Source organism: Diaminobutyricimonas aerilata (assembly GCF_002797715.1).
GTDB classification, from domain to species: domain Bacteria; phylum Actinomycetota; class Actinomycetes; order Actinomycetales; family Microbacteriaceae; genus Diaminobutyricimonas; species Diaminobutyricimonas aerilata.
Genome location: NZ_PGFF01000001.1, coordinates 2,420,668 through 2,439,626, shown reverse-complemented (window position 1 = coordinate 2,439,626; position 18,959 = coordinate 2,420,668). Strand labels below are relative to the sequence as shown.

Below are 18,959 nucleotides of genomic sequence, written 5' to 3'. Positions count from 1 at the left end.
CCGCGATGGACGAGACACCGGACGACACCGAGCGCGAGCAGCCGGATGTGCGCAGCCTGTTCGAAGAGCAGGCCCTGCCGTACATGGACCAGCTGTACGCCGCCGCCATGCGGATGACGCGGAATCCGAGCGACGCGGGCGACCTCGTGCAGGAGACGTTCGTGAAGGCGTTCGCCGCGTTCGGCCAGTTCCAGCAGGGCACCAATCTGAAGGCCTGGCTCTACCGCATCCTCACCAACACCTTCATCAACGGGTACCGCAAGAACCAGCGGAACCCGTACCAGGGCACGATCGACGACCTCGAGGACTGGCAGCTCGGCAGCGCCGAGTCGGCCACCTCGTCGGCGACGCGTTCGGCCGAAGCGGAGGCCATCGACCATCTGCCCGACAGCGCGGTGAAGGATGCGCTGCAGCAGGTGCCCGAGGACTTCCGGTTGGCCGTCTACCTGGCCGACGTGGAGGGGTTCTCGTACCAGGAGATCGCCGACATCATGAAGACGCCGGTCGGCACCGTGATGAGTCGTCTGCACCGCGGCCGACGACTGCTGCGCACGCTGCTGACCGACTACGCACGGGATCGGGGGATCACCGTGCCCGCCACTGGGAGAACGAAATGACCGACTGCGGCTGCGACAAGGCGAAGGCCGAACTCGAGGAGTACCTGCACCGCGAGCTGAGCTCGCAGGACGTGCAGGACATCGAGGAGCACCTCGCGCACTGCACCGACTGCAGCGCCGAGCACCTCGTGGGCCTCACCCTCACCGAGAAGGTGCGCAAGGCGTGCCAGGAGACCGCCCCCGCGCACCTGCGCGACGCGGTGCTCGCCCGGCTGAGCACCCCCGCGTAGACCCCGACGCATCCCCGGCGCGACCGCCGGGACACCGGCGACGACGCCGCACGACGACGAAGGGCGCCGGGATCCCTCCCGGCGCCCTTCGTCGTACCGTGGCTCGCTAGAGCGCGAGCGCGCGTTCGATCAGGTCGACCTGCTCCTTGGCGCTGCGCTTCGTCGATCCGGTCGCCGGAGACGCCGCCGCGGGACGCGACGACAGCGTGAGGCGACGGTCGCCGAGGTGCCGGTTGAGCTCGAGGCACAGGAACGGCCACGCGCCCTGGTTCTCCGGCTCCTCCTGCACCCACATGAGGTCGGCGTTCGGGTAGCGGTCGAGCACCTGCTGCAGGTCGGCCACCGGCAGCGGATGCAGCTGCTCGAGTCGCACGAGCGCGAACTGGTCGGCGACGCCGCGCTTGTCGATCTCGTTCTTGAGGTCGTAGTGAAGCTTGCCGGAGTGCAGCAGCACGCGCCGCACGGTCGACGGGTTCTCGTGCGGCTGGTCGAGCACCGGCAGGAACCGGCCCTCGGTCAGCGCGGACACGTCGCTCGTCGCGCCGCGCAGCCGCAGCATCGCCTTCGGGGTGAACACGATGAGCGGACGGCGCGGGCGGGCGTACGCCTGGCGGCGCAGCAGGTGGAAGTACGACGCCGGCGTCGAGGGACGCGCGATCGTCATGTTGTCCTCCGCCGCGAGCTGCAGGTACCGCTCGATGCGGGCCGACGAGTGGTCGGGACCCTGTCCCTCGTAGCCGTGCGGCAGCAGCAGCACGACGCTCGAACGCTGGCCCCACTTCTGCTCCGCGCTCGAGATGAACTCGTCGATCACGATCTGGGCGCCGTTCGCGAAATCGCCGAACTGGGCCTCCCACAGCACCAACGCATCCGCCCGCTCGACCGAGTAGCCGTACTCGAACGCCATCGCCGCGTACTCGCTCAGCAGCGAGTCGTAGATCCAGAAGCGCGCCTGGTTGTCGGTGAGGTTGTTGAGCGGGATCCACTCCTGACCGTTCTCGCGGTCGTGCAGCACCGCGTGACGCTGCACGAACGTGCCGCGACGGCTGTCCTGCCCGGCAAGACGCACCGGGGTGCCCTCGACGAGGAGGGAGCCGAGGGCGAGCAGCTCGGCGAACGCCCAGTCGATGCCGCCGTTGCGGGTCATGTCGACGCGCTTCCTGAGCAGGGCCTGCAGCTTCGGGTGGATGGTGAACCCGGCGGGCGGGTTGTCGTGCGCGTCACCGATGAGGTCGACGACCGACTTGTCGATGCCGGTCGACGCGGGCTCGCCGGTGCGGTCGTCCTGCTGCGAGTCCGGGCGCTCCAGGTCGGAGACGGCGTTCTCGTCGCTCGAGATGACGGGCATCGAGCCGGTCTGCGCGGCGTGGGTCTCCGCGAAGGCGCGCTCCAGGCGGTCCTGGAAGTCGCGGTGCGCGGCCTCGTACTCCTCCTTGGTGATGTCACCGCGGCCGACGAGGGCCTCCGTGTACAGCGTGCGCACGCTGCGCTTGGCCTCGATGAGGTTGTACATGAGCGGCTGCGTCATCGACGGGTCGTCGCCCTCGTTGTGGCCGCGGCGGCGGTAGCAGACGAGGTCGATCACGACGTCGCGCTTGAACTGCTGCCGGTAGGCGAACGCGAGCTCCGCGACGCGCACGACGGCCTCCGGGTCGTCGCCGTTCACATGGAACACCGGCGCCTGAATGGTCTTCGCGACGTCGGTGGAGTACACCGAGCTGCGGCTCTCCTCCGGCGGGGTCGTGAACCCGACCTGGTTGTTCACCACGAGGTGGATCGTGCCGCCGGTGCGGTAGCCGCGCAGCTGCGAGAACTGCAGCGTCTCCGCCACGACGCCCTGGCCGGCCATCGCCGCGTCGCCGTGGATGAGGATCGGCAGCACGTTGAAGGTGCCCGGCGGGCGGCGGTCCTGCTTGGCCCGCACGATGCCCTCGAGCACGCCGTCGACGGCCTCGAGGTGCGAGGGGTTCGCCGCGAGGTAGACCGGGATCTCCTTGCCGGAGGTGCTCGTGAAGGTGCCCTCGGTGCCGAGGTGGTACTTCACGTCGCCGGAACCCTGCACCGTGCGCGGGTCCTGGGTGCCCTCGAACTCGCGGAAGATCTGTCCGTAGGTCTTGCCGGCGATGTTGGTGAGCACGTTGAGACGGCCGCGGTGCGCCATGCCGATGGCGACCTCCTCCATCTCGTGCTCGGCCGCGCCGCGCAGGATCGCATCCAGCAGCGCGATGGTCGACTCGCCGCCCTCGAGGCTGAAGCGCTTCTGGCCGACGTACTTGGTCTGCAGGAACGTCTCGAACGCCTCGGCCTCGTTGAGCTTGCCGAGGATGCGCATCTGCTCGTCGTGGGTCGGCTTCGTGTAGGGCCGCTCGAGGTGCTCCTGGAACCAGGCGCGCTGGGCCGGATCCTGGATGTGCATGTACTCGATGCCGACGGTGCGGCAGTAGGAGTCGCGCAGCACGCCGAGGATGTCGCGCAGCAGGGCGGCGCGCTTGCCGCCGAATCCGCCGGTGACGAACTCGCGGTCCAGGTCCCAGAAGGTCAGCCCGTGGCTCTCGATCTCGAGGTCGGGGTGCGAACGCTGCCGGTACTCGAGCGGGTCGATGTCGGCCATCAGGTGGCCGCGCACGCGGTAGGAGTTGATGAGCTCCTGCACGCGGGAGGTCTTGCTCACCCGCTCCGACAGGTCGACGTTGATGTCGGGGTTCCAGTGGATGGGGGAGTACGGGATGCGCAGCGCCGCGAAGATCGCCTCGTAGAAGCCGCGCTGGCCGATGAGCAGCTCGTGCACCTTCTTGAGGAACTCGCCGGAACCTGCGCCCTGGATGACGCGGTGGTCGTAGGTGCTCGTGAGCGTGATCGTCTTGCCGATGCCGAGCTCGACGAGCGTCTTCGGGGAGGAGCCCTGGAACTCGGCCGGGTACTCGAGGGCGCCCGCGCCGATGATGCAGCCCTGCCCGCGCATGAGGCGCGGGACCGAGTGCACCGTGCCGATGCCGCCCGGGTTGGTGAGCGAGATCGTGTTGCCCTGGAAGTCCGACGCGGTGAGCTTGTTGTCGCGGGCGCGCTTGACGACGTCCTCGTAGGCGGTGAGGAACTCGCCGAAGCCCATCGTGTCCGCCCGCTTGATGCCGGGCACCACGAGGGTGCGCGTGCCGTCGGGGCGGGGGAGGTCGATCGCGATTCCGAGGTTGGTGTGCGCCGGGGTGACGACCGAGGGCTTGCCGTCGACCTCGTCGTAGTAGACGTTCTGGCTCGGGAACTCCTTGATTGCCTGCACCATCGCCCACGCGATGAGGTGCGTGAACGAGACCTTGCCGCCGCGCGCCCTCTTCAGGTGGTTGTTGATCACGATGCGGTTGTCGATCATGAGCTTCGCCGGCACGGTGCGCACGCTCGTCGCGGTCGGCACGGTGAGGCTCGCGTCCATGTTCGCCGCGATGGTCTTGCTCACGCCGCGCAGCGGGGTGACCTTGTCCTGCTCGGGCTCCTGCACCGCGACGGGGGCGGTGACGGGGGCGTCGGCGGGGATCGGCTGGGGCTTCGGCTGCACCGACGTGGTGCGCGCCACCGGCTGGCTGCCGGTCGTGGGGCCCTCGTCCGACTTCGCGGGGGCGGGTGCCGCGGCGCCGTCGGCCTGCGCGGCGGGAGCGACGTCCTGCGCCGGAGCGACCTCGGTCGGGATCTGCGGCTCGCCGCCGGTCGCCTGCTGCTCCGCGCCCGGCTGCGCCTGCACATCCGTCGACTCGGCCGGCTGGGGCTGCGGCGGCTGGGGCGCCGGCGCGGTGGCCTGGGGAGCACTCGGCGCGCTCTGCGGCGGCGCGCTCTGCGGCGCCTCCTGCTGCGGGGCGCTCGGCGCGTCTCGCCGGGGGCTCGCGCCCTCGCCATCGGCGGAGACGACCGGGATGCTGGTGGTGGGAGTGGGATCCGCAGCGCGGTGGTACTCCTCGAGGATCGGCCACCAGGAGCGGTCCACCGAGTCCTTGTCGTTGATGTACTTCTCGTACATCTCGTCCACCAGCCACTCGTTCGCGCCGAATTCCGCCGACGACTCGTCGCCAGGGGTTGTTCCGGTCACTTGGCTCGACACAGCCGACCGCCCACTCTCGTCTCTCGCTCGTGCACACACGGCATCCACCGTCGGACGCCCTGTCAATCTTAAGCACTTCGCTCGGCTCCCGCTGGGCATGCCCGGTTACCGTTGACCCATGCGCTTCACCGGCGGGTCCGCCCCTCACGACCTCACCTACTCCGACGTCTTCCTCGTGCCCAGCAGATCGGACGTCACGAGCCGTCTCGACGTCGACCTCGCACCCGACGACGGGACGGGTGCGCGCATCCCCATCGTGTCGGCCAACATGAACTCGGTCACGGGTCCGACGCTCGCCGCCGCCCTCGCCCGGCGGGGTGGACTCGGGGTGCTGCCGCAGGACATGCCGCTGCAGCAGCTGGATGAGGCGATCCGGTGGGTCAAGCGCCAGCCCACCTGGTTCGACACGCCGCTCACCCTCGCCGCGGACGACACCGTGTCGCACGCGCGCACCCTCATCCCCGCCCTCGACGGGCACGGCGTCGTGCTCATCGGCGCCGACGGCGAGTACCTCGGCTGCATCGCCGCGACCCGGCTCGGCACGGCGCTGCCGGATGCGCGACTCGGCGACCTGCTGCACGGTCCGCTCACCTCCATCGACGTCGACGACATCGAGACCCCCCGCGCGGCGTTCGACCTCCTCGTCGCCGCGGACCTGCAGTTCGCGCCCGTGCTGCACCACGGACAGGTCGTCGGAACGCTCAGTCGCCGCAGCGCCCTGCGTTCGACGATCTACCAGCCCGCCGTCGACGCATCCGGACGCCTCCGCGTCGCGGCGGCGCTCGGCATCAACGGCGACGTCGAGCGCAAGGCGCGCGCGCTCGTCGAAGCCGGCGTCGACACCCTCGTCATCGACACCGCGCACGGTCACCAGGAGTCGATGCTCCGCGCCATCCGCATCGTCGCCGACCTCGGCCTCGGTGTGCCCATCGTCGCGGGCAACATCGTCACCGCGGAGGGTGCGCGCGACCTTGTCGAGGCGGGGGCGGACATCCTCAAGGTCGGGGTGGGCCCCGGCGCGATGTGCACGACGCGCATGATGACGGCCGTCGGTCGTCCCCAGTTCTCCGCCGTGCTCGAGACGGCGCAGGCCGCGCACGAGCTCGGCGCCCACGTGTGGGCCGACGGGGGCGTGCGCTACCCGCGCGACGTCGCCCTCGCGCTCGCCGCAGGCGCCGCATCCGTCATGATCGGCTCGTGGTTCGCCGGCACGATCGAGGCGCCCGGCACTCTCGAGACGGATGACGACGGCCGCGTGTACAAGCAGAGCTGGGGCATGGCGTCGACGAAGGCGGTGCAGGCGCGGTTCGGCCGGCTCAGCCCCTACGAGCTCGCGCGCAAGGAGCTCTTCGCCGAGGGCATCTCGAGCTCGAAGATCTACCTCGACCCGCTGCGCCCCTCGATCGAGGATCTGCTCGACATGATCACCTCGGGCCTGCGCAGCTCCTTCACCTACGCGGGCGCCCGCACGGTGCCCGAGTTCCGCGAGCGCGCCGTGGTTGGCCTGCAGAGCGCCGCCGGGTACGAGGAGGGCAAGGCGCTCCCCGTCTCCTGGTAGCGGCGACACAGGCGAGGTACCCGGGCGGCACGGGTTCCTCATCGCGGCCGGGCCCGGGCACCCGGGCGGCACGGGCTCATGCCCCGCAACCGGGCCGCGGTCGGCCGGGGCACCCCTCAGAGCGGTCGCGCTACGGTTTCGCGCCTCGGCCACCGGAAACACTGCAGCTGGAACGCGGAAGTGTCGCGCGACGGCCGGGCTTGGGTACTCGGTAGGCCCACGTCGGACAGGATGTCGAAGAGCGACGCCGGCCGCAGCACGTCGACCGGTTCCCATCGGGCGAGACCGCGGAGCACCCGGCGGAGGCGGTTCTCGCGATTCTTCTCCGCGATGACCACGTCGGCGGGATGCCGCCCGCTCAACATCATGGGATCGCGGTACTTCGCGCGCCCGTCGCATTCGCCGCCGACACCGACTCCGGCCCAGTAGAAGTCGAGACGGAAGCGCTCGCCCTCCGCGGTGCTGACTTCGTGCTGCAGCGTCGGCGCGGGGAAGCCGAGTTCCCTGATCACCAGTCGGCTGACCGACTCCGCGACCGATTCCGCGCCGACGGCCGCCGAGCCCAGCGCGGCATGGGCGCGGGCAATACGCCGTTCCGCCGCCAGGTCGGTGACAACGGCGCCGATTTCCTCCGCGGTCGCGAGTGGCCCGCCCTCGCGGTGTCGGAGCGCCGAGTCCATCGCGACGACCGCGTCACCGAACGGCAGCACCCGCGCCAGATCCACTGCGGTGCGTGCCGCGGAGGTGACCACGAGTCCGTCCCTCTCGGCGAGGTGCTCCGCCGGCGGGATGCCGAGTGCGCGCCGCCGCAGCCATCCGGTGCTCCGTCCGCCCGAAGCCCGATCGACCGTCACGTCGACCGTCGTCGGCCAGTCACGCAGCAGCTCCATGCCGTGCACCGCGGCCGCCGCGTGATGCGAGTAGACGTACCCGACGTGCGTTCGCTCTGCGATCGCCGCCACGCGGAGCCGATGTCGCTGCCGATCATCGAGCCTTCGCCACAGCTCCGCGTCCAGGAACGAACCGGGGACGACTCGCACGAGCCGTCCCCGCTTCGCCTGGGTCCGGAGATACCCGGGATGTGCTCCCATGGACTCGAAGTCCTGGCTTGTGATGAGTGCGGGATGTTCGGACACGCATCAGCCTGCGCCGCGCGCCTTCCCGCGTGCCCGTCGCGAGGCGAGGATGCGCGCAGCGGCGTGGCCAAGGCCAATGTGGAGGAGTCGCGGCGGCGCGGCTCGCGCGCCACTTCCGCGCTAGCGCAGCAGAAGAAACGATGGCGGGAGCGCGTTTCAGTAGCGTGACGAAGGGTCGGCTGTAGCGGGAGCGCGTTGTTGTGGCGCGACGGGGCGTGGACGGCTGGTCAGAGTGCTCTCCGCGGGGGGCGAAGGCGCGCTTCTGTAGAACGGCGTTCGGGAGTGCGTCCCCGGCGGGCGGCGGCGAGCAGTCGGGGCGGATGCGGCGGGCGTCCAGCCGCGGGCGGGCGGGGCACCCGTATACTCGACGCCACAATGGATGACCCTCCGTCTAGTACGTCAGCGCCCTCCCATAGACCCTCGCCGGTGATCGGGGGCCCTCGTCGTGTATGAGCTGATCATGCTGGGCGTCGGGCTGCTCCTGACCATCGGCACCGGGATCTTCGTCGCGAGCGAGTTCGCGCTCGTCAATCTCGACCGCTCCGACCTCGAAGCGCGGCAGGAGCGGGGCGAGAGCAACCTCGGCCCCACCATCAGCGCGCTCAAGATCACGAGCACCCACCTCTCGAGTGCGCAGCTCGGCATCACCCTGACCACGCTGCTCACCGGATACACGATGGAGCCGGCGCTCACCGCGCTGCTGTCGGGTCCGTTCGGGGCCGCCGGCGTTCCCGAGGGGGCCGTCGAACCGATCGCGACCGTCGTCGCGGTGGCCCTCGCGACCCTGCTGTCGATGATCGTCGGCGAGCTCGTACCGAAGAACTTCGCGCTCGCGCTGCCGCGTCACACCGCCAAGCTCGTGATGCCCGCACAGTGGGCGTTCACGATCGTGTTCCGCCCTGCGGTGAGCCTGCTGAACAACACGGCGAACCTCCTCCTGCGTGCCGTCGGCATCGAGCCGAAGGAGGAGCTCTCCGGCGCGCGCACGGCGGAGGAGCTGAGCTCCCTCGTGCGCCGGTCCGCCATGGAGGGCAGCCTCGAGGCCGACACGGCGACGCTCCTCGCGCGCAGCCTCGCCTTCAGCGATCACAGCGCCCAGGACGTGATGACTCCCCGCCCGCGCGTCGTCGCCGTCGCCCGCACCGACAGCGCGGAGAGCGTCATCGACCAGGCCCGCCGCACCGGCTACTCGCGGTTCCCGGTGACCGACGACGGCATCGACGACGTCGTGGGTCTCGTGCACGTCAAGCAGGCGGTCGCCGTGCCGCGCGAGCGTCGGGCGGATGTGCCCGTGTCGGCTCTGCAGACGGATGCCCTGCGCGTGCCCGACACGATGCCGCTCGACACGCTCCTCGGCGAGCTGCGCGGCCGCGGATACCAGATGGCCGTCGTGCTCGACGAGTACGGCGGCACGGCCGGCGTCGCGACGCTCGAGGACCTCGTCGAGGAACTCGTCGGCGAGGTGTCGGATGAACACGACCGGCGCCGCGTCGACGTCGTGCGCAGCCGCGACTGGCTCACCTTCCCCGGCATGCTGCGCCCCGACGAACTGCGCGAACGCGCCGGTGTCAGCGTTCCCGAAGAGGGTCCGTACGAGACCGTCGGCGGCTGGATCATGAGCGAACTGGGCCGCCTTCCCGTCGTCGGGGACACCGTCGAGGTCGCCGCGGGCACGTTCCGCGTCGAACGGCTCGACGGCCGCCGCGTGGACCGCGTGCGGTTCACCCCGCGCCGTGAGGACGAGAGCACGGAGGCCGCCCGATGAGCGACGACGTCTGGGGCATCATCTGGTTGTTCGGTCTGCTCGCCGCCAACGCGTTCTTCGTCGGCGCCGAGTTCGCGGTGATCTCCGCACGCCGGTCGCAGATCGAGCCGCTCGCCGAATCCGGATCCCGCGCCGCGAAGACGGCGCTGTGGGCGATGGAGCACGCGACGCTCATGCTCGCAACGAGTCAGCTGGGCATCACCGTGTGCTCGCTGCTCATCCTGAACGTGTCCGAGCCGGCGCTCCACCACTTGCTGGAGGCGCCGATCGCCCTCACCGGCTGGTCGGAGGAGGTCATCAGCACGGTCTCGTTCCTCATCGCGCTGGTCATCGTCTCGTTCCTGCACGTCGTGCTCGGCGAGATGGTGCCGAAGAACCTCTCGTTCTCGATCCCGGATCGCGCGGTGCTGCTGCTCGCGCCGCCGCTCGTGACGATCGGGCGGGTGTTCGGCCCGATCATCCGCGCGCTCAACGCCATCGCGAACGGCGCCGTGCGATTGTTCCGGGTGGAGCCGAAGGATGAGGCGACGAGCGCCTTCACCCTCGACGAGGTCGCGACGATCGTGGCGCAGTCCACCCGCGAGGGCGTGCTGACGGATGCGAGCGGCACGCTGTCGGCGACCTTCGAGTTCACGAGCAAGCGGGTGCGGGATGTGGCGATCGGTCTGGAGAAGATCGTCACGCTGGGGGAGGATGCGACGCCGGCGGAGGTGGAACGCGCGGTCGCACAGCGCGGCTTCAGCCGGTACGTGCTCGTCGACGAGCGGGGGGAGCCGACCGGGTACCTGCACCTGAAGGACGTCATCGACCTGCCCGAGGACGAGTTCACCGACCCGGTGCCGCCGAAGCGGATCCGTCAGCTCGTGTCGGTGTTCCGCGACATGGAGCTCGAGGACGCCCTCGCGACGCTCCGTCGCACGGGTGCGCATGTGGCGCGCGTGTTCGACGAGCAGGGGGCGACCCGCGGGGTGCTGTTCCTCGAGGACATCATCGAAGAGCTCGTCGGCGAAGTGCAGGACGCGACCAGGCGCAACTGATCGCTTCGACAGGCTCAGCGACCGTTCGATCCTGAGCCTGTCGAGGGGGACCGCCGCGCTGACCGCATCGACAGGCTCAGTGACCGTTCGTTCCCTGAGCCTGTCGAGGGGGACCGCCGTGCGACCGTCAGGCGAACGGCAGCGCCCGGGCGTACTGGCCGGGCCAGTATTCGAGGGTCTCGCCGAGCTCCTGCGCCCAGCGCATCGCGAGGTGAGGGTCGCGCAGGAATCCGCGCCCGACCATCACCGCGTCCGCCTGCCCGGCGGCGACGATCCGTTCCGCATGCTCGGCGTCGTCGATGAGCCCGACGGCGTTGACGGGCACGCCCGACGTGGCTGCGACCTCCTCCGCGAACGGCACCTGGTAACCGGGGCCGGTCGGGATCTTCGCGAGGACGAGTCCGCCGGTGGACACGTCGACGAGGTCGGCGCCGGCGTCGCACGCCCAGCCGGCGACGGTGGAGGTCTGCTCGACGTCCCAGCCGCCCTCCGTCCAGTCCGTCGCGGAGAATCGCACGAACACCGGCACGTCGTCACCGACGGCCGCGCGCACGGCGCGCACGACCTCGAGCACCAGTCGGGCGCGGTTCTCGAGCGACCCGCCGTAGGCGTCGTCGCGGAAGTTGCTGAGCGGGGAGAGGAACTGGTGCAGCAGATAGCCGTGTGCCGCGTGAACCTCGACGACCTCGAACCCGGCCTCCACCGCGCGGCGTGCGGCCGCGGCGAAGGCCTCCACGATGCCGGGCAGTTCGTCGGACTCGAGAGCGCGCGGCGCGGCGAAGCGGGGGAACGGTTCCGCGCTCGCCGACACCGTCGACCAGCCGCCCTCTTCGGCGGGCAGGGTGCCGCGCCGGCCGCCCTCGCCCCATTCGCGCACCACGGACGCCTTGCGTCCGGCGTGTGCGAGCTGGATGGCGGGCACCGCGCCCTGATCGGCGATGAAACGCGCCACCGGGGCCCAGGCGGCCGCTTGCGCGTCGTTCCAGATGCCCGTGTCCTCCGGGCTGATGCGCCCCTCGGGCACGACCGCCGAGGCTTCGGCCATCACGAGGCCGGCGCCGCCGCGGGCCATCGAACCGAGGTGTACGAGGTGCCAGTCGGTCGGCACCCCGTCGCGTGCAGTGACGGTGTACTGGCACATGGGCGAGACCCAGACGCGGTTGCGGATGCGCGTGCCGCGCACCTCGAACGGCGTGAAGAGCGCGCTCACGCGGCGAGACCCTCGAGGAAGCCGCGGAGGCCCTCGACGCCCTCGAAGTGGTGCGCCACGACGCCCAGAGCACGGGCGCCCTCGACGTTGACGAGCTTGTTGTCGATGAACACCATCTCGTCGGGTCGGATGCCGAGCTCGGCGGCGACCTCGGAGTAGATGGCGGGGTCCGGCTTGATCGCGTCCATCTCGGCGCTCACGAACATCCGCTCGAAGAATCGACCCATCGGCGAGTACCGGAAAGGGCTCGAGTAGTCGAAACCGGCGTTCGACAGCAGCGCGATGCGGGTGCCGCCGGCGTGCAGCCGTTCGATGAGGTCGATCACGGCCGGGTCGACGCTGATCCAACCGCGGAAGTCGGCGGACCAGAGCTGCTGGATGCGAGAGGTGCTCCAGTCGGCGCCGGTCTCGGCCGCGACGGCGCGCCAGTACTGCTCGATCGTGACCGTGCCCTGATCGAGGCCGTCGCGGTGGGCCCAGTAGGCGGCCCAGAAGGGCTCCTCGTCGACGCCGGCGAGCGCGAGGATCTCGGCCCGATCCGCATCGGACGGGGTGACGGAGATGACCTCCCCGTAATCGAAGACGACGACACGACCGGGGATGCTCAGACTCACCCGCCCAAACTATCGTGGCCGGATGACCGAACTGTTCGGGCGGGACGACGCGGCACGCCACATCGCGGTGCCGCGCGAGGACGACGACAAGTACCGGCGCGGCGTGCTCGGGGTGCTGACCGGCTCGACCCGCTACCCCGGGGCGGCGGTGCTGGGCGTCGAGGCGGCGCTGCACACCGGCGTCGGGATGCTGCGCTACCTCGGGCCCGAACGCGCCGCCGACTTCGTGCTGCAGCGGCGGCCCGAGGCGGTCACCGCACCGGGCCGCGTGCAGGCGTGGCTGCTCGGCAGCGGCATGGATGCGGCGGACCGGGAACCGGAGGCGGCACGGCGGCTCGACGAGGCGATCGAGCAGGGGCTGCCCACGGTGTTCGACGCCGGCGCGCTCGACCTCGCCGAACGGGCGGGCGGTGTCGCCGTGATCACTCCGCACGCGGGGGAGCTGGCCCGGATGCTCGGCGCCGATCGCGCGGACATCGAGTCGGATCCGGCGGACTGGGCGGAGCGCGCCGCCGACCGTTTCGGTGTGACGGTGCTGCTGAAGGGACACACGACGCACGTCGTCGGGGGCGGGGTGCGACTCACGGCGCGCAGCGCGCCCGCCTGGCTTGCGACAGCCGGGTCCGGCGATGCGCTGGGCGGCATCCTCGGGGCCCTGCTCGCGACGCACGCCGACGGCGTCGCCGACGACCCGACGCTCCCGGCCCGCCTCGCCGCGACCGCCGCGGTGCTGCACGGACTCGCCGGCGAGCGTGCATCCGGCGGGGGACCGGTCACCGTGCTCGGTCTCATCGCGGCGTTGCCGGCGACGATCGCCGAGCTGCTCGCCGAACGCTGACCAACCGCCCCTGAGCCTGCCGAAGGGAGCCGCACGCTCCCTGAGCCTGTCGAAGGGAGCTGACGGGCGGCGCGTCAGGCGGTGAAGCGGGCGAGGAACTCGCGGGTGCGGGGCTCGACCGGATCGACGAGGATGCGCTCGGGCGGGCCCTGCTCGACGATCACGCCCCGGTCGAGGAACACCACCCGGTCGGCCACGTCGCGCGCGAACGCCATCTCGTGCGTCGCCATGACGATCGTGGTGCCCTCGTTCTTGAGGTCGCGTACGAGGTCGAGCACTTCGCCGACGAGCTCCGGATCGAGGGCGCTCGTGATCTCGTCGAGCAGCAGCAGCTCCGGTCGCGTCGCAATCGCGCGCACGATCGCGACCCGCTGCTGCTGACCACCGGAGAGCCGGTCGGGGTAGTCCTTCGCCTTGTCGGCGAGTCCGATGCGGGCAAGCAGTTCACGACCCCGGCCTTCCGCCTCGACGCGGGGAACACCCTGCACGTGCCGCGCGGCGAGCGTCACGTTGTCGAGGACCGAGAGATGCGGGAAGAGGTTGTAGTGCTGGAACACGACCCCGATGCGCGAACGCACCGCATCCGCCCTCACCCTCGGGTCGCTGATGTCGTCGTCGCGCAACAGGATGCGTCCGTCATCGATGCGCTCGAGCAGGTTCACGGTGCGCAACAGCGTCGACTTGCCCGAGCCGCTCGCTCCGATGAGGGCGACGACCTCGTGCTCGGCCACCGCGAGGTCGATGCCGCGCAGCACCTCGGTGTCGCCGAACGCCTTGTACACGCCCTCGAGGCGCAGCACGGCGGTCATACGAGCGACCCGATCTGCTCGCGGGCGCGCAGGCGCGCCGTGTACCAGTCGGTGAAGCGGATCATCGGCAGAGCGAGGGCGACGAACAACAGACCGGCGAGCACGTAGGGGGTGAAGTTGAACGCCTGCGCCGTCTCGATCTGCGCCGCGCGCACCGCATCCACCGCCCCGAGCACCGAGATCAGCCCGACGTCCTTCTGCATCGCGACGAAATCGTTCATGAGGGCGGGCGTCACCTTCCGCACCGCCTGCGGAACGACCACGAGCCGCATCGTCTTCGCGTGGCTGAGCCCGAGCGACCGCGCGGCGAGACGTTGCGACGGATGCACCGACTCGATGCCCGCGCGGAACACCTCCGACACGTACGCCGAGTACACGAGCACGAGGGCGATCGTGCCGAGCACCTCGGCGGGGATGCGCGAGTCGGTGAAGCGCAGGCCGGGGATGCCGAAGCCGACGAGGTAGAGCACGATGATGAGCGGCATGCCGCGGAATAGGTCGGTGTAGCCGGCCGCGAGGGCCCGCAGCGGGAAGAACACGGGTCCGCGCAGGGTGCGCAGCGTCGCGACGAGCAACGAGACGACGAGCACGCCGAGGGCGGCGACGACGAGCACCCGCACGTTGAGCAGGAAACCCTCGATCACCCGCGGCCACGCATCCGCCAGCACGACGGGGTCGAAGAAGGTCTGCTGCACGCGGGCCCAGCCGGGCGTGTTGATGATCGCGAGATACACGACGACCGCGAACACGATGGTGGAGGCGGCGCTGACCAGCACGGAACGCACGCCCTGCCTGCGGCGGTACGTGCGCCGTTCGAGCTCCAGCTCGCTCAGCGTGCGGGATGCGGGTGCGGTCACCCCGAGAACGGTACTACTGGAGCACGGGCGCGTCGCCCGCCTCGGTGAGCCACTGGTCCGCGAGCTCCTGCAGCGTGCCGTCCTCTCGGAGCGCGTCGACCGCCTCGGTGACGCGCTCGGTGAGCGGGCTGTCCTTCTCGAGCACGAAACCGAACTCGTCGCCCGTGCCTTCCTCTTGCGGCAGCTGGCCGACGATGACCCCGTCGGTGAGCTCGGCCGACGTCAGGTAGAACGCGGTCGGCAGGTCGACGACGATCGCGTCGACCTGGCCGGCCTCGAGCGCCGCCTTCGCGTCGTCGTTCGTGGTGAAGGCCTGCGCGGGCTGGTCGGGCGCGATCGAGGTCTCGATCGCGGTGAAACTCGTCGTGCCGGTCTGCGCGCCGATCAGCAGCGGCTTGAGGTCGGCGAGCGAGGTGGCCTCGGCCGCGGGAGAGGACCCCGTCGCGATGACGACCTGGGTCGTCTCGTAGTACGGCGAGCTGAAGTCGACCGCCTGACGGCGCTCGTCGGTGATCGAGAACTGCTGCAGGTTCACGTCGAAGTCCTTTGGGCCGGGCTGGATCGCCTCCTCGAACCCCGTGCGCACCCACTGCACGTCACCCTCGTCGAACCCGAGCTGCTCGGCCACGGCGTACGCGACGGCCGCCTCGAACCCCTCGCCGGTCTCGGGCGCGTCGTCGACGACCCACGGACCGTAGGCCGGCTCGCCCGTCGCGACCGTGAACTTGCCCTCGGTGACCCACTCCGAATCCCCGGACCCGCCCGCATCCGTGTCGCCGCCGGCGGTGCAGGCGGCGAGGGTGAGCGTCGCCGCGGCGGCGGTGAGGCCGACGAGGGCGCGGGAGCGGCGGAAGGGCATGACGGGACTCCTCGGGTGCGGTGTCCGTCCATTGTGGGGCGCGGCGCGCGTCGTGCGGGCGACGGTTGACGGATTGTTACGTCGGTACGCTGAACGGCATGACGCACGCGCCCGCCGCCGAGCGCATCCGTCACCCCCTCGCGCCGCTCGTTGGCCAGCGGGCCGCCGCGTGGGCGGCATTCTGCGTGCTGCATCTGGGCTACGGGCTCGTGGCGCTGTTCCACCCGAGCCTGCCGATGGGGGATGTGACCCTCGTCTACAAGTACTGGGTCGAGCAGGCGTTCACGAACGACTTCTGGGTCGGCGTCGACGGCCCGTGGGTGTACCCGATCGGCGCCCTCGCGCCGATGCTCGTCGCGCACGCCTTCGGGCCGGCGCTGTACGCGAGCACGTGGCTCACGATCGTGCTGCTGCTCGACGCGGTGGCGCTCGCCGCGCTGCTCGGTCTGCACGGGCCGCTGCGGCACGGCCGCGCGGCGTGGTGGTGGCTGGCGTTCCTCGCGCTGCTCGGACCGATCGCGCTGTCGCGCATCGACGCCGTCACCGTGCCGCTCGGCATCGTCGCGGCGACGCTCGTGCTGCGGCATCCGCGGGTCGCCGGCGCGCTCTTCGTGCTCGGCGCGTGGGTCAAGGTGTGGCCCGCGGCGCTCTTCGCCGCGTTGCTGGTCGCCGCCCGGCACCGTGCGCCGCTGCTCGGCGTCGCCGTCGTCACGAGCTCGCTCGTGGTGCTCGTGCCCGCGCTCTACGGCGCCGGAACGGAGCTGTTCAGCTTCATCACGACCCAGACCGGTCGCGGGCTGCAGATCGAGGCGCCCGTCAGCACGTGGTGGATGTGGCGGGCGTGGGCGGTCGATCCGTCGCTGCTGTACTACGACCGCGACATCCTGACGTTCCAGATCCGCGGTCCCGGTGTCGACATCGCGAGCGCGCTCACCACCCCGCTCATGCTCGTCGTCGTCGCGGGCATCGTCGTGCTGGGCATCCGCGCCGCCGCCCGCGGCGCCGCACTCGCCGACCTCCTCGCGCCGCTGTCGCTCGCGCTCGTGACGGCACTCATCGTCGTCAACAAGGTCGGCTCGCCCCAGTTCGCGTCGTGGCTCGCCGTGCCGGTCGTGCTGTGGCTCGTGACCGGATGCCGCGGCGCACGCGTGCCGGTCGTGCTCGTGCTCGCCATCGCGGCGCTCACGCACGTCGTGTACCCGTACCTGTACGGGCACCTGCTCGCGCTCGAGCCGCTCATGCTCGCCATGCTCACCCTGCGGAACGCGCTGCTCGTCGTGCTGCTCGGGTGGGCGGTGGCGCGGCTCGCGCGGGTGCGACCGCGGCACTGAGCGCGGCTGCGCGCGGGTGCGACCGCCTCACTGAGCGCGGATGCACATGGATCCGTTGTGGCACTGAGCGCGGATGGACCGCGGCCGCGGCCGCGCGTCGTGCCGCTTGCACCGGTGTGTCGCGGAGGAGTTCCGCTCCCGCTGCCGCCGACAGGGGGCCGCCGCCGCCCGAGGCCCGGATCGACAGGGGCCCCGGGATCCGTTCCGCCGTACCCTGGAGACGACCTCGACGACGGGAGCAGGACATGATCGTGGCCTTCTCGGTGGCCCCCAGCGGCGGCTCCGGATCCGACTCGGTGCACGACGCGGTCGCGGCCGCCGTGCGGGTGGTGCGCGAGTCCGGCCTGCCGAACCGCACCTCCTCGATGTTCACCGAGATCGAGGGGGAGTGGGACGAGGTGTTCGACGTCGTCAAACGGGCCACGGATGCGGTCGCCGCCTACGGCACGCGGGTCTCGCTCGTGCTGAAGGCCGACATCCGCCCCGGCCGCACGGGAGAGCTCGACGGCAAGCTCGAGCGCCTCGAAGCGGCACTCGAACGTCGGAACGACTGATCGCGCGTCTCGGCTGGGGCGAGCCGGGTCCGATCGGGGAGGTCTCGATACGGCGGGCTTCGCCGCGCCTACTCGACCGGCGAGGAACTCCGTGACTGCGGATCGCCGGTCGGCCGGAGCCACCTCGACCAGCGGGGAGGGGCGTGCGACGCGGGTAGGCTGACGACGCTCGACGGCGAGTCCCATCCACCCTTCGAAGAACGGTCCGCTCGTGGAGACTCTCACCCCCGGCCGGGTGCGCCTGGCCCTGCTGTCGCTCGCCCTCGGCGGATTCGGCATCGGCGCGACCGAGTTCGTCGCCATGGGTCTGCTGCCCGACCTCGCCGCGGACCTGCTGCCGCAGCAGTACGACGCCTCTCCCGAGCACGCGATCGCCCAGGCGGGGCTCCTCATCTCCGCCTACGCCCTCGGGGTCGTCGTCGGCGCCCCGACGATCGCCGCGACGTCGGCCCGATTCCCGCGCCGCACGCTGCTGCTCACGCTGCTCGCCGCCTTCACCGTCGGCACGATCGCCTCCGCGCTGCTGCCGAGTTTCGGATGGGTGCTCGCGGCGCGCTTCGCCGCGGCGCTGCCGCACGGCGCCTACTTCGGCATCGCATCCCTCGTCGCCGCCGAACTGATGGGCCCCGGCAAGCGCGCTCAGGGTGTCGCCCTCGTGCTCTCCGGACTCACCGTCGCCAACGTGATCGGCGTGCCGTCGATCACCCTGCTCGGGCAGGTCGCCGGCTGGCGGATCGCCTACCTCGCGGTCGCCGCGATCTTCGCCCTCACCTTCGTCGCGGTGCTCGCGTTCGTGCCGTGGCAGGCGGGCGACCCCGGTGCGACGATGAAGCGCGAACTCGGCGCATTCCGTCGCCCGCAGGTGTGGCTCGCCCTCGCGGTCGGGGCGATCGGCTTCGGCGGGTTCTTCGCCGTCTACAGCTACGTCTCGCCCGTCGTCACCGAGGTCACCGGGCTCGACAAGACGCTCGTGCCGGTGGCGCTCATCGCCCTCGGCCTGGGCATGACGATCGGCAACTTCGCTGGCGGCTGGCTCGCCGACCGCGACGTGCTGCGCTCGATGTTCGTGTTCTTCGCGCTCTTCGCCGTCTCGCTGCTCGGCTTCGCGCTCACCGCCCAATGGGCTGCGACGCTCTTCGTGTTCCTGTTCGCGATCGGCGCGACCGCATCCGCCCTGTCGCCCGCGGTGCAGACCCGGCTGATGGATGTCGCCGGCGACAGTCAGACCCTCGCGGCGGCCGTCAACCACTCCGCGCTCAACATCGGCAACAGCCTCGGCGCGTGGCTCGGCGGCATCGTCATCGCCGCCGGCTGGGGCTACATCGCCCCGGCGTGGGTGGGGCTCGTGCTCTGCGGTCTCGGCGTGATCGTCGCCGTCATCAGCGCGGTGAGCTCACGGCGCGTGCCGCACACCCATCCGGCGACCGACTCCATCCCGCTGCCCTAGGCGGCCGGAC

General features: G+C 71.0%; 16 protein-coding genes. 9 read left to right on the top strand and 7 right to left on the bottom strand.

From position 1 onward, the window contains the following. Nucleotides 1–5 precede the first annotated feature (5 nt). The gene (locus CLV46_RS11760; protein ID WP_245866786.1) at nt 6–617 is read left to right on the top strand and encodes a sigma-70 family RNA polymerase sigma factor; all 612 of its coding nucleotides are present in this window, start codon (nt 6–8) and stop codon (nt 615–617) included. After that, the gene (locus CLV46_RS11755; protein ID WP_100364945.1) at nt 614–847 is read left to right on the top strand and encodes an anti-sigma factor family protein; all 234 of its coding nucleotides are present in this window, start codon (nt 614–616) and stop codon (nt 845–847) included. Before CLV46_RS11760 ends, CLV46_RS11755 begins: the two co-directional genes overlap by 4 nt. A gap of 106 nt (nt 848–953) precedes the next feature. On the opposite strand, the gene CLV46_RS11750 is transcribed toward CLV46_RS11755, so the two are convergent. Further along, nucleotides 954–4,922 carry a multifunctional oxoglutarate decarboxylase/oxoglutarate dehydrogenase thiamine pyrophosphate-binding subunit/dihydrolipoyllysine-residue succinyltransferase subunit gene (locus CLV46_RS11750; RefSeq protein WP_281253573.1) on the bottom strand — a complete coding sequence of 1,323 codons (3,969 nt, stop codon included), beginning with the start codon at nt 4,920–4,922 and terminating at the stop codon, nt 954–956. Between the two features lie 130 nt (nt 4,923–5,052). Between CLV46_RS11750 and guaB1 the strand changes: the two genes are divergently transcribed. Further along, complete coding sequence (gene guaB1 / locus CLV46_RS11745) at nt 5,053–6,492, top strand: GMP reductase (RefSeq protein WP_100364943.1); 1,440 nt, start codon at nt 5,053–5,055, stop codon at nt 6,490–6,492. A 116-nt stretch (nt 6,493–6,608) separates the two neighbouring features. Here the strand turns inward: guaB1 and CLV46_RS11740 are convergent, their stop codons facing one another. After that, the gene (locus tag CLV46_RS11740; protein WP_157802308.1) at nt 6,609–7,244 is read right to left on the bottom strand and encodes a hypothetical protein; all 636 of its coding nucleotides are present in this window, start codon (nt 7,242–7,244) and stop codon (nt 6,609–6,611) included. An 844-nt stretch (nt 7,245–8,088) separates the two neighbouring features. Between CLV46_RS11740 and CLV46_RS11735 the strand changes: the two genes are divergently transcribed. Together CLV46_RS11735 and CLV46_RS11730 are read left to right on the top strand one after the other, a co-directional pair. Next, nucleotides 8,089–9,393, top strand: a complete 1,305-nt coding sequence (locus CLV46_RS11735; RefSeq protein ID WP_100364941.1) for a hemolysin family protein — start codon at nt 8,089–8,091, stop codon at nt 9,391–9,393. Further along, nucleotides 9,390–10,430 carry a hemolysin family protein gene (locus CLV46_RS11730; protein WP_100364940.1) on the top strand — a complete coding sequence of 347 codons (1,041 nt, stop codon included), beginning with the start codon at nt 9,390–9,392 and terminating at the stop codon, nt 10,428–10,430. Before CLV46_RS11735 ends, CLV46_RS11730 begins: the two co-directional genes overlap by 4 nt. Nucleotides 10,431–10,557: 127 nt before the next feature. Here CLV46_RS11730 and CLV46_RS11725 read toward each other — a convergent pair whose 3' ends face one another. Beyond that, a complete protein-coding gene (locus tag CLV46_RS11725) occupies nt 10,558–11,640 on the bottom strand; it encodes an NADH:flavin oxidoreductase/NADH oxidase (protein ID WP_100364939.1) in 1,083 nt (360 codons plus the stop codon). Then, the gene (locus CLV46_RS11720; RefSeq protein WP_100364938.1) at nt 11,637–12,254 is read right to left on the bottom strand and encodes an HAD family hydrolase; all 618 of its coding nucleotides are present in this window, start codon (nt 12,252–12,254) and stop codon (nt 11,637–11,639) included. The genes CLV46_RS11725 and CLV46_RS11720 overlap by 4 nt, the downstream gene beginning before the upstream one ends. Before the next feature lie 22 nt (nt 12,255–12,276). On the opposite strand from CLV46_RS11720, the gene CLV46_RS11715 reads away from it, so the two are divergent. Next, nucleotides 12,277–13,092 (top strand): ADP-dependent NAD(P)H-hydrate dehydratase, encoded by an 816-nt coding sequence (locus CLV46_RS11715; protein ID WP_100364937.1) that lies wholly within the window; start codon nt 12,277–12,279, stop codon nt 13,090–13,092. A gap of 74 nt (nt 13,093–13,166) precedes the next feature. On the opposite strand, the gene CLV46_RS11710 is transcribed toward CLV46_RS11715, so the two are convergent. From CLV46_RS11710 to CLV46_RS11700, 3 genes are read right to left on the bottom strand one after another with little or no spacing between them, the layout of a single operon-like run. Then, nucleotides 13,167–13,901 (bottom strand): amino acid ABC transporter ATP-binding protein, encoded by a 735-nt coding sequence (locus tag CLV46_RS11710; protein ID WP_100364936.1) that lies wholly within the window; start codon nt 13,899–13,901, stop codon nt 13,167–13,169. After that, complete coding sequence (locus tag CLV46_RS11705) at nt 13,898–14,758, bottom strand: amino acid ABC transporter permease (RefSeq protein WP_100364935.1); 861 nt, start codon at nt 14,756–14,758, stop codon at nt 13,898–13,900. Before CLV46_RS11705 ends, CLV46_RS11710 begins: the two co-directional genes overlap by 4 nt. Before the next feature lie 13 nt (nt 14,759–14,771). Next, the gene (locus CLV46_RS11700) at nt 14,772–15,617 is read right to left on the bottom strand and encodes an ABC transporter substrate-binding protein (protein ID WP_100364934.1); all 846 of its coding nucleotides are present in this window, start codon (nt 15,615–15,617) and stop codon (nt 14,772–14,774) included. Between the two features lie 98 nt (nt 15,618–15,715). Here CLV46_RS11700 and CLV46_RS11695 point away from each other — a divergent pair, with 98 nt between their 5' ends. The 3 genes from CLV46_RS11695 to CLV46_RS11685 all read left to right on the top strand — a co-directional run bounded on the left by CLV46_RS11695 (nt 15,716) and on the right by CLV46_RS11685 (nt 18,949). Then, nucleotides 15,716–16,948, top strand: coding sequence for a glycosyltransferase 87 family protein (locus CLV46_RS11695; RefSeq protein ID WP_100364933.1), 1,233 nt, complete (start codon nt 15,716–15,718; stop codon nt 16,946–16,948). A 245-nt stretch (nt 16,949–17,193) separates the two neighbouring features. Beyond that, nucleotides 17,194–17,502: a thiamine-binding protein gene (locus CLV46_RS11690; RefSeq protein WP_100364932.1), complete on the top strand. Its 309-nt coding sequence runs from the start codon at nt 17,194–17,196 to the stop codon at nt 17,500–17,502. A 211-nt stretch (nt 17,503–17,713) separates the two neighbouring features. After that, entirely contained in the window at nt 17,714–18,949 is a 1,236-nt protein-coding gene (locus CLV46_RS11685) for an MFS transporter (RefSeq protein ID WP_100364931.1), read from the top strand. Nucleotides 18,950–18,959: the final 10 nt, after the last annotated feature.

Excerpts from the sequence above, each read along its gene's own strand:
- CLV46_RS11695 (WP_100364933.1), top strand. The coding sequence starts at position 15,716 with ATGACGCACGCGCCCGCCGCCGAGCGCATCCGTCACCCCCTCGCGCCG.
- guaB1 (WP_100364943.1), top strand. The coding sequence starts at position 5,053 with ATGCGCTTCACCGGCGGGTCCGCCCCTCACGACCTCACCTACTCCGAC.
- CLV46_RS11755 (WP_100364945.1), top strand. The coding sequence starts at position 614 with ATGACCGACTGCGGCTGCGACAAGGCGAAGGCCGAACTCGAGGAGTAC.
- CLV46_RS11710 (WP_100364936.1), bottom strand. The coding sequence starts at position 13,901 with ATGACCGCCGTGCTGCGCCTCGAGGGCGTGTACAAGGCGTTCGGCGAC.
- CLV46_RS11735 (WP_100364941.1), top strand. The coding sequence starts at position 8,089 with ATGCTGGGCGTCGGGCTGCTCCTGACCATCGGCACCGGGATCTTCGTC.
- CLV46_RS11700 (WP_100364934.1), bottom strand. The coding sequence starts at position 15,617 with ATGCCCTTCCGCCGCTCCCGCGCCCTCGTCGGCCTCACCGCCGCCGCG.
- CLV46_RS11715 (WP_100364937.1), top strand. The coding sequence starts at position 12,277 with ATGACCGAACTGTTCGGGCGGGACGACGCGGCACGCCACATCGCGGTG.
- CLV46_RS11760 (WP_245866786.1), top strand. The coding sequence starts at position 6 with ATGGACGAGACACCGGACGACACCGAGCGCGAGCAGCCGGATGTGCGC.
- CLV46_RS11730 (WP_100364940.1), top strand. The coding sequence starts at position 9,390 with ATGAGCGACGACGTCTGGGGCATCATCTGGTTGTTCGGTCTGCTCGCC.
- CLV46_RS11690 (WP_100364932.1), top strand. The coding sequence starts at position 17,194 with ATGATCGTGGCCTTCTCGGTGGCCCCCAGCGGCGGCTCCGGATCCGAC.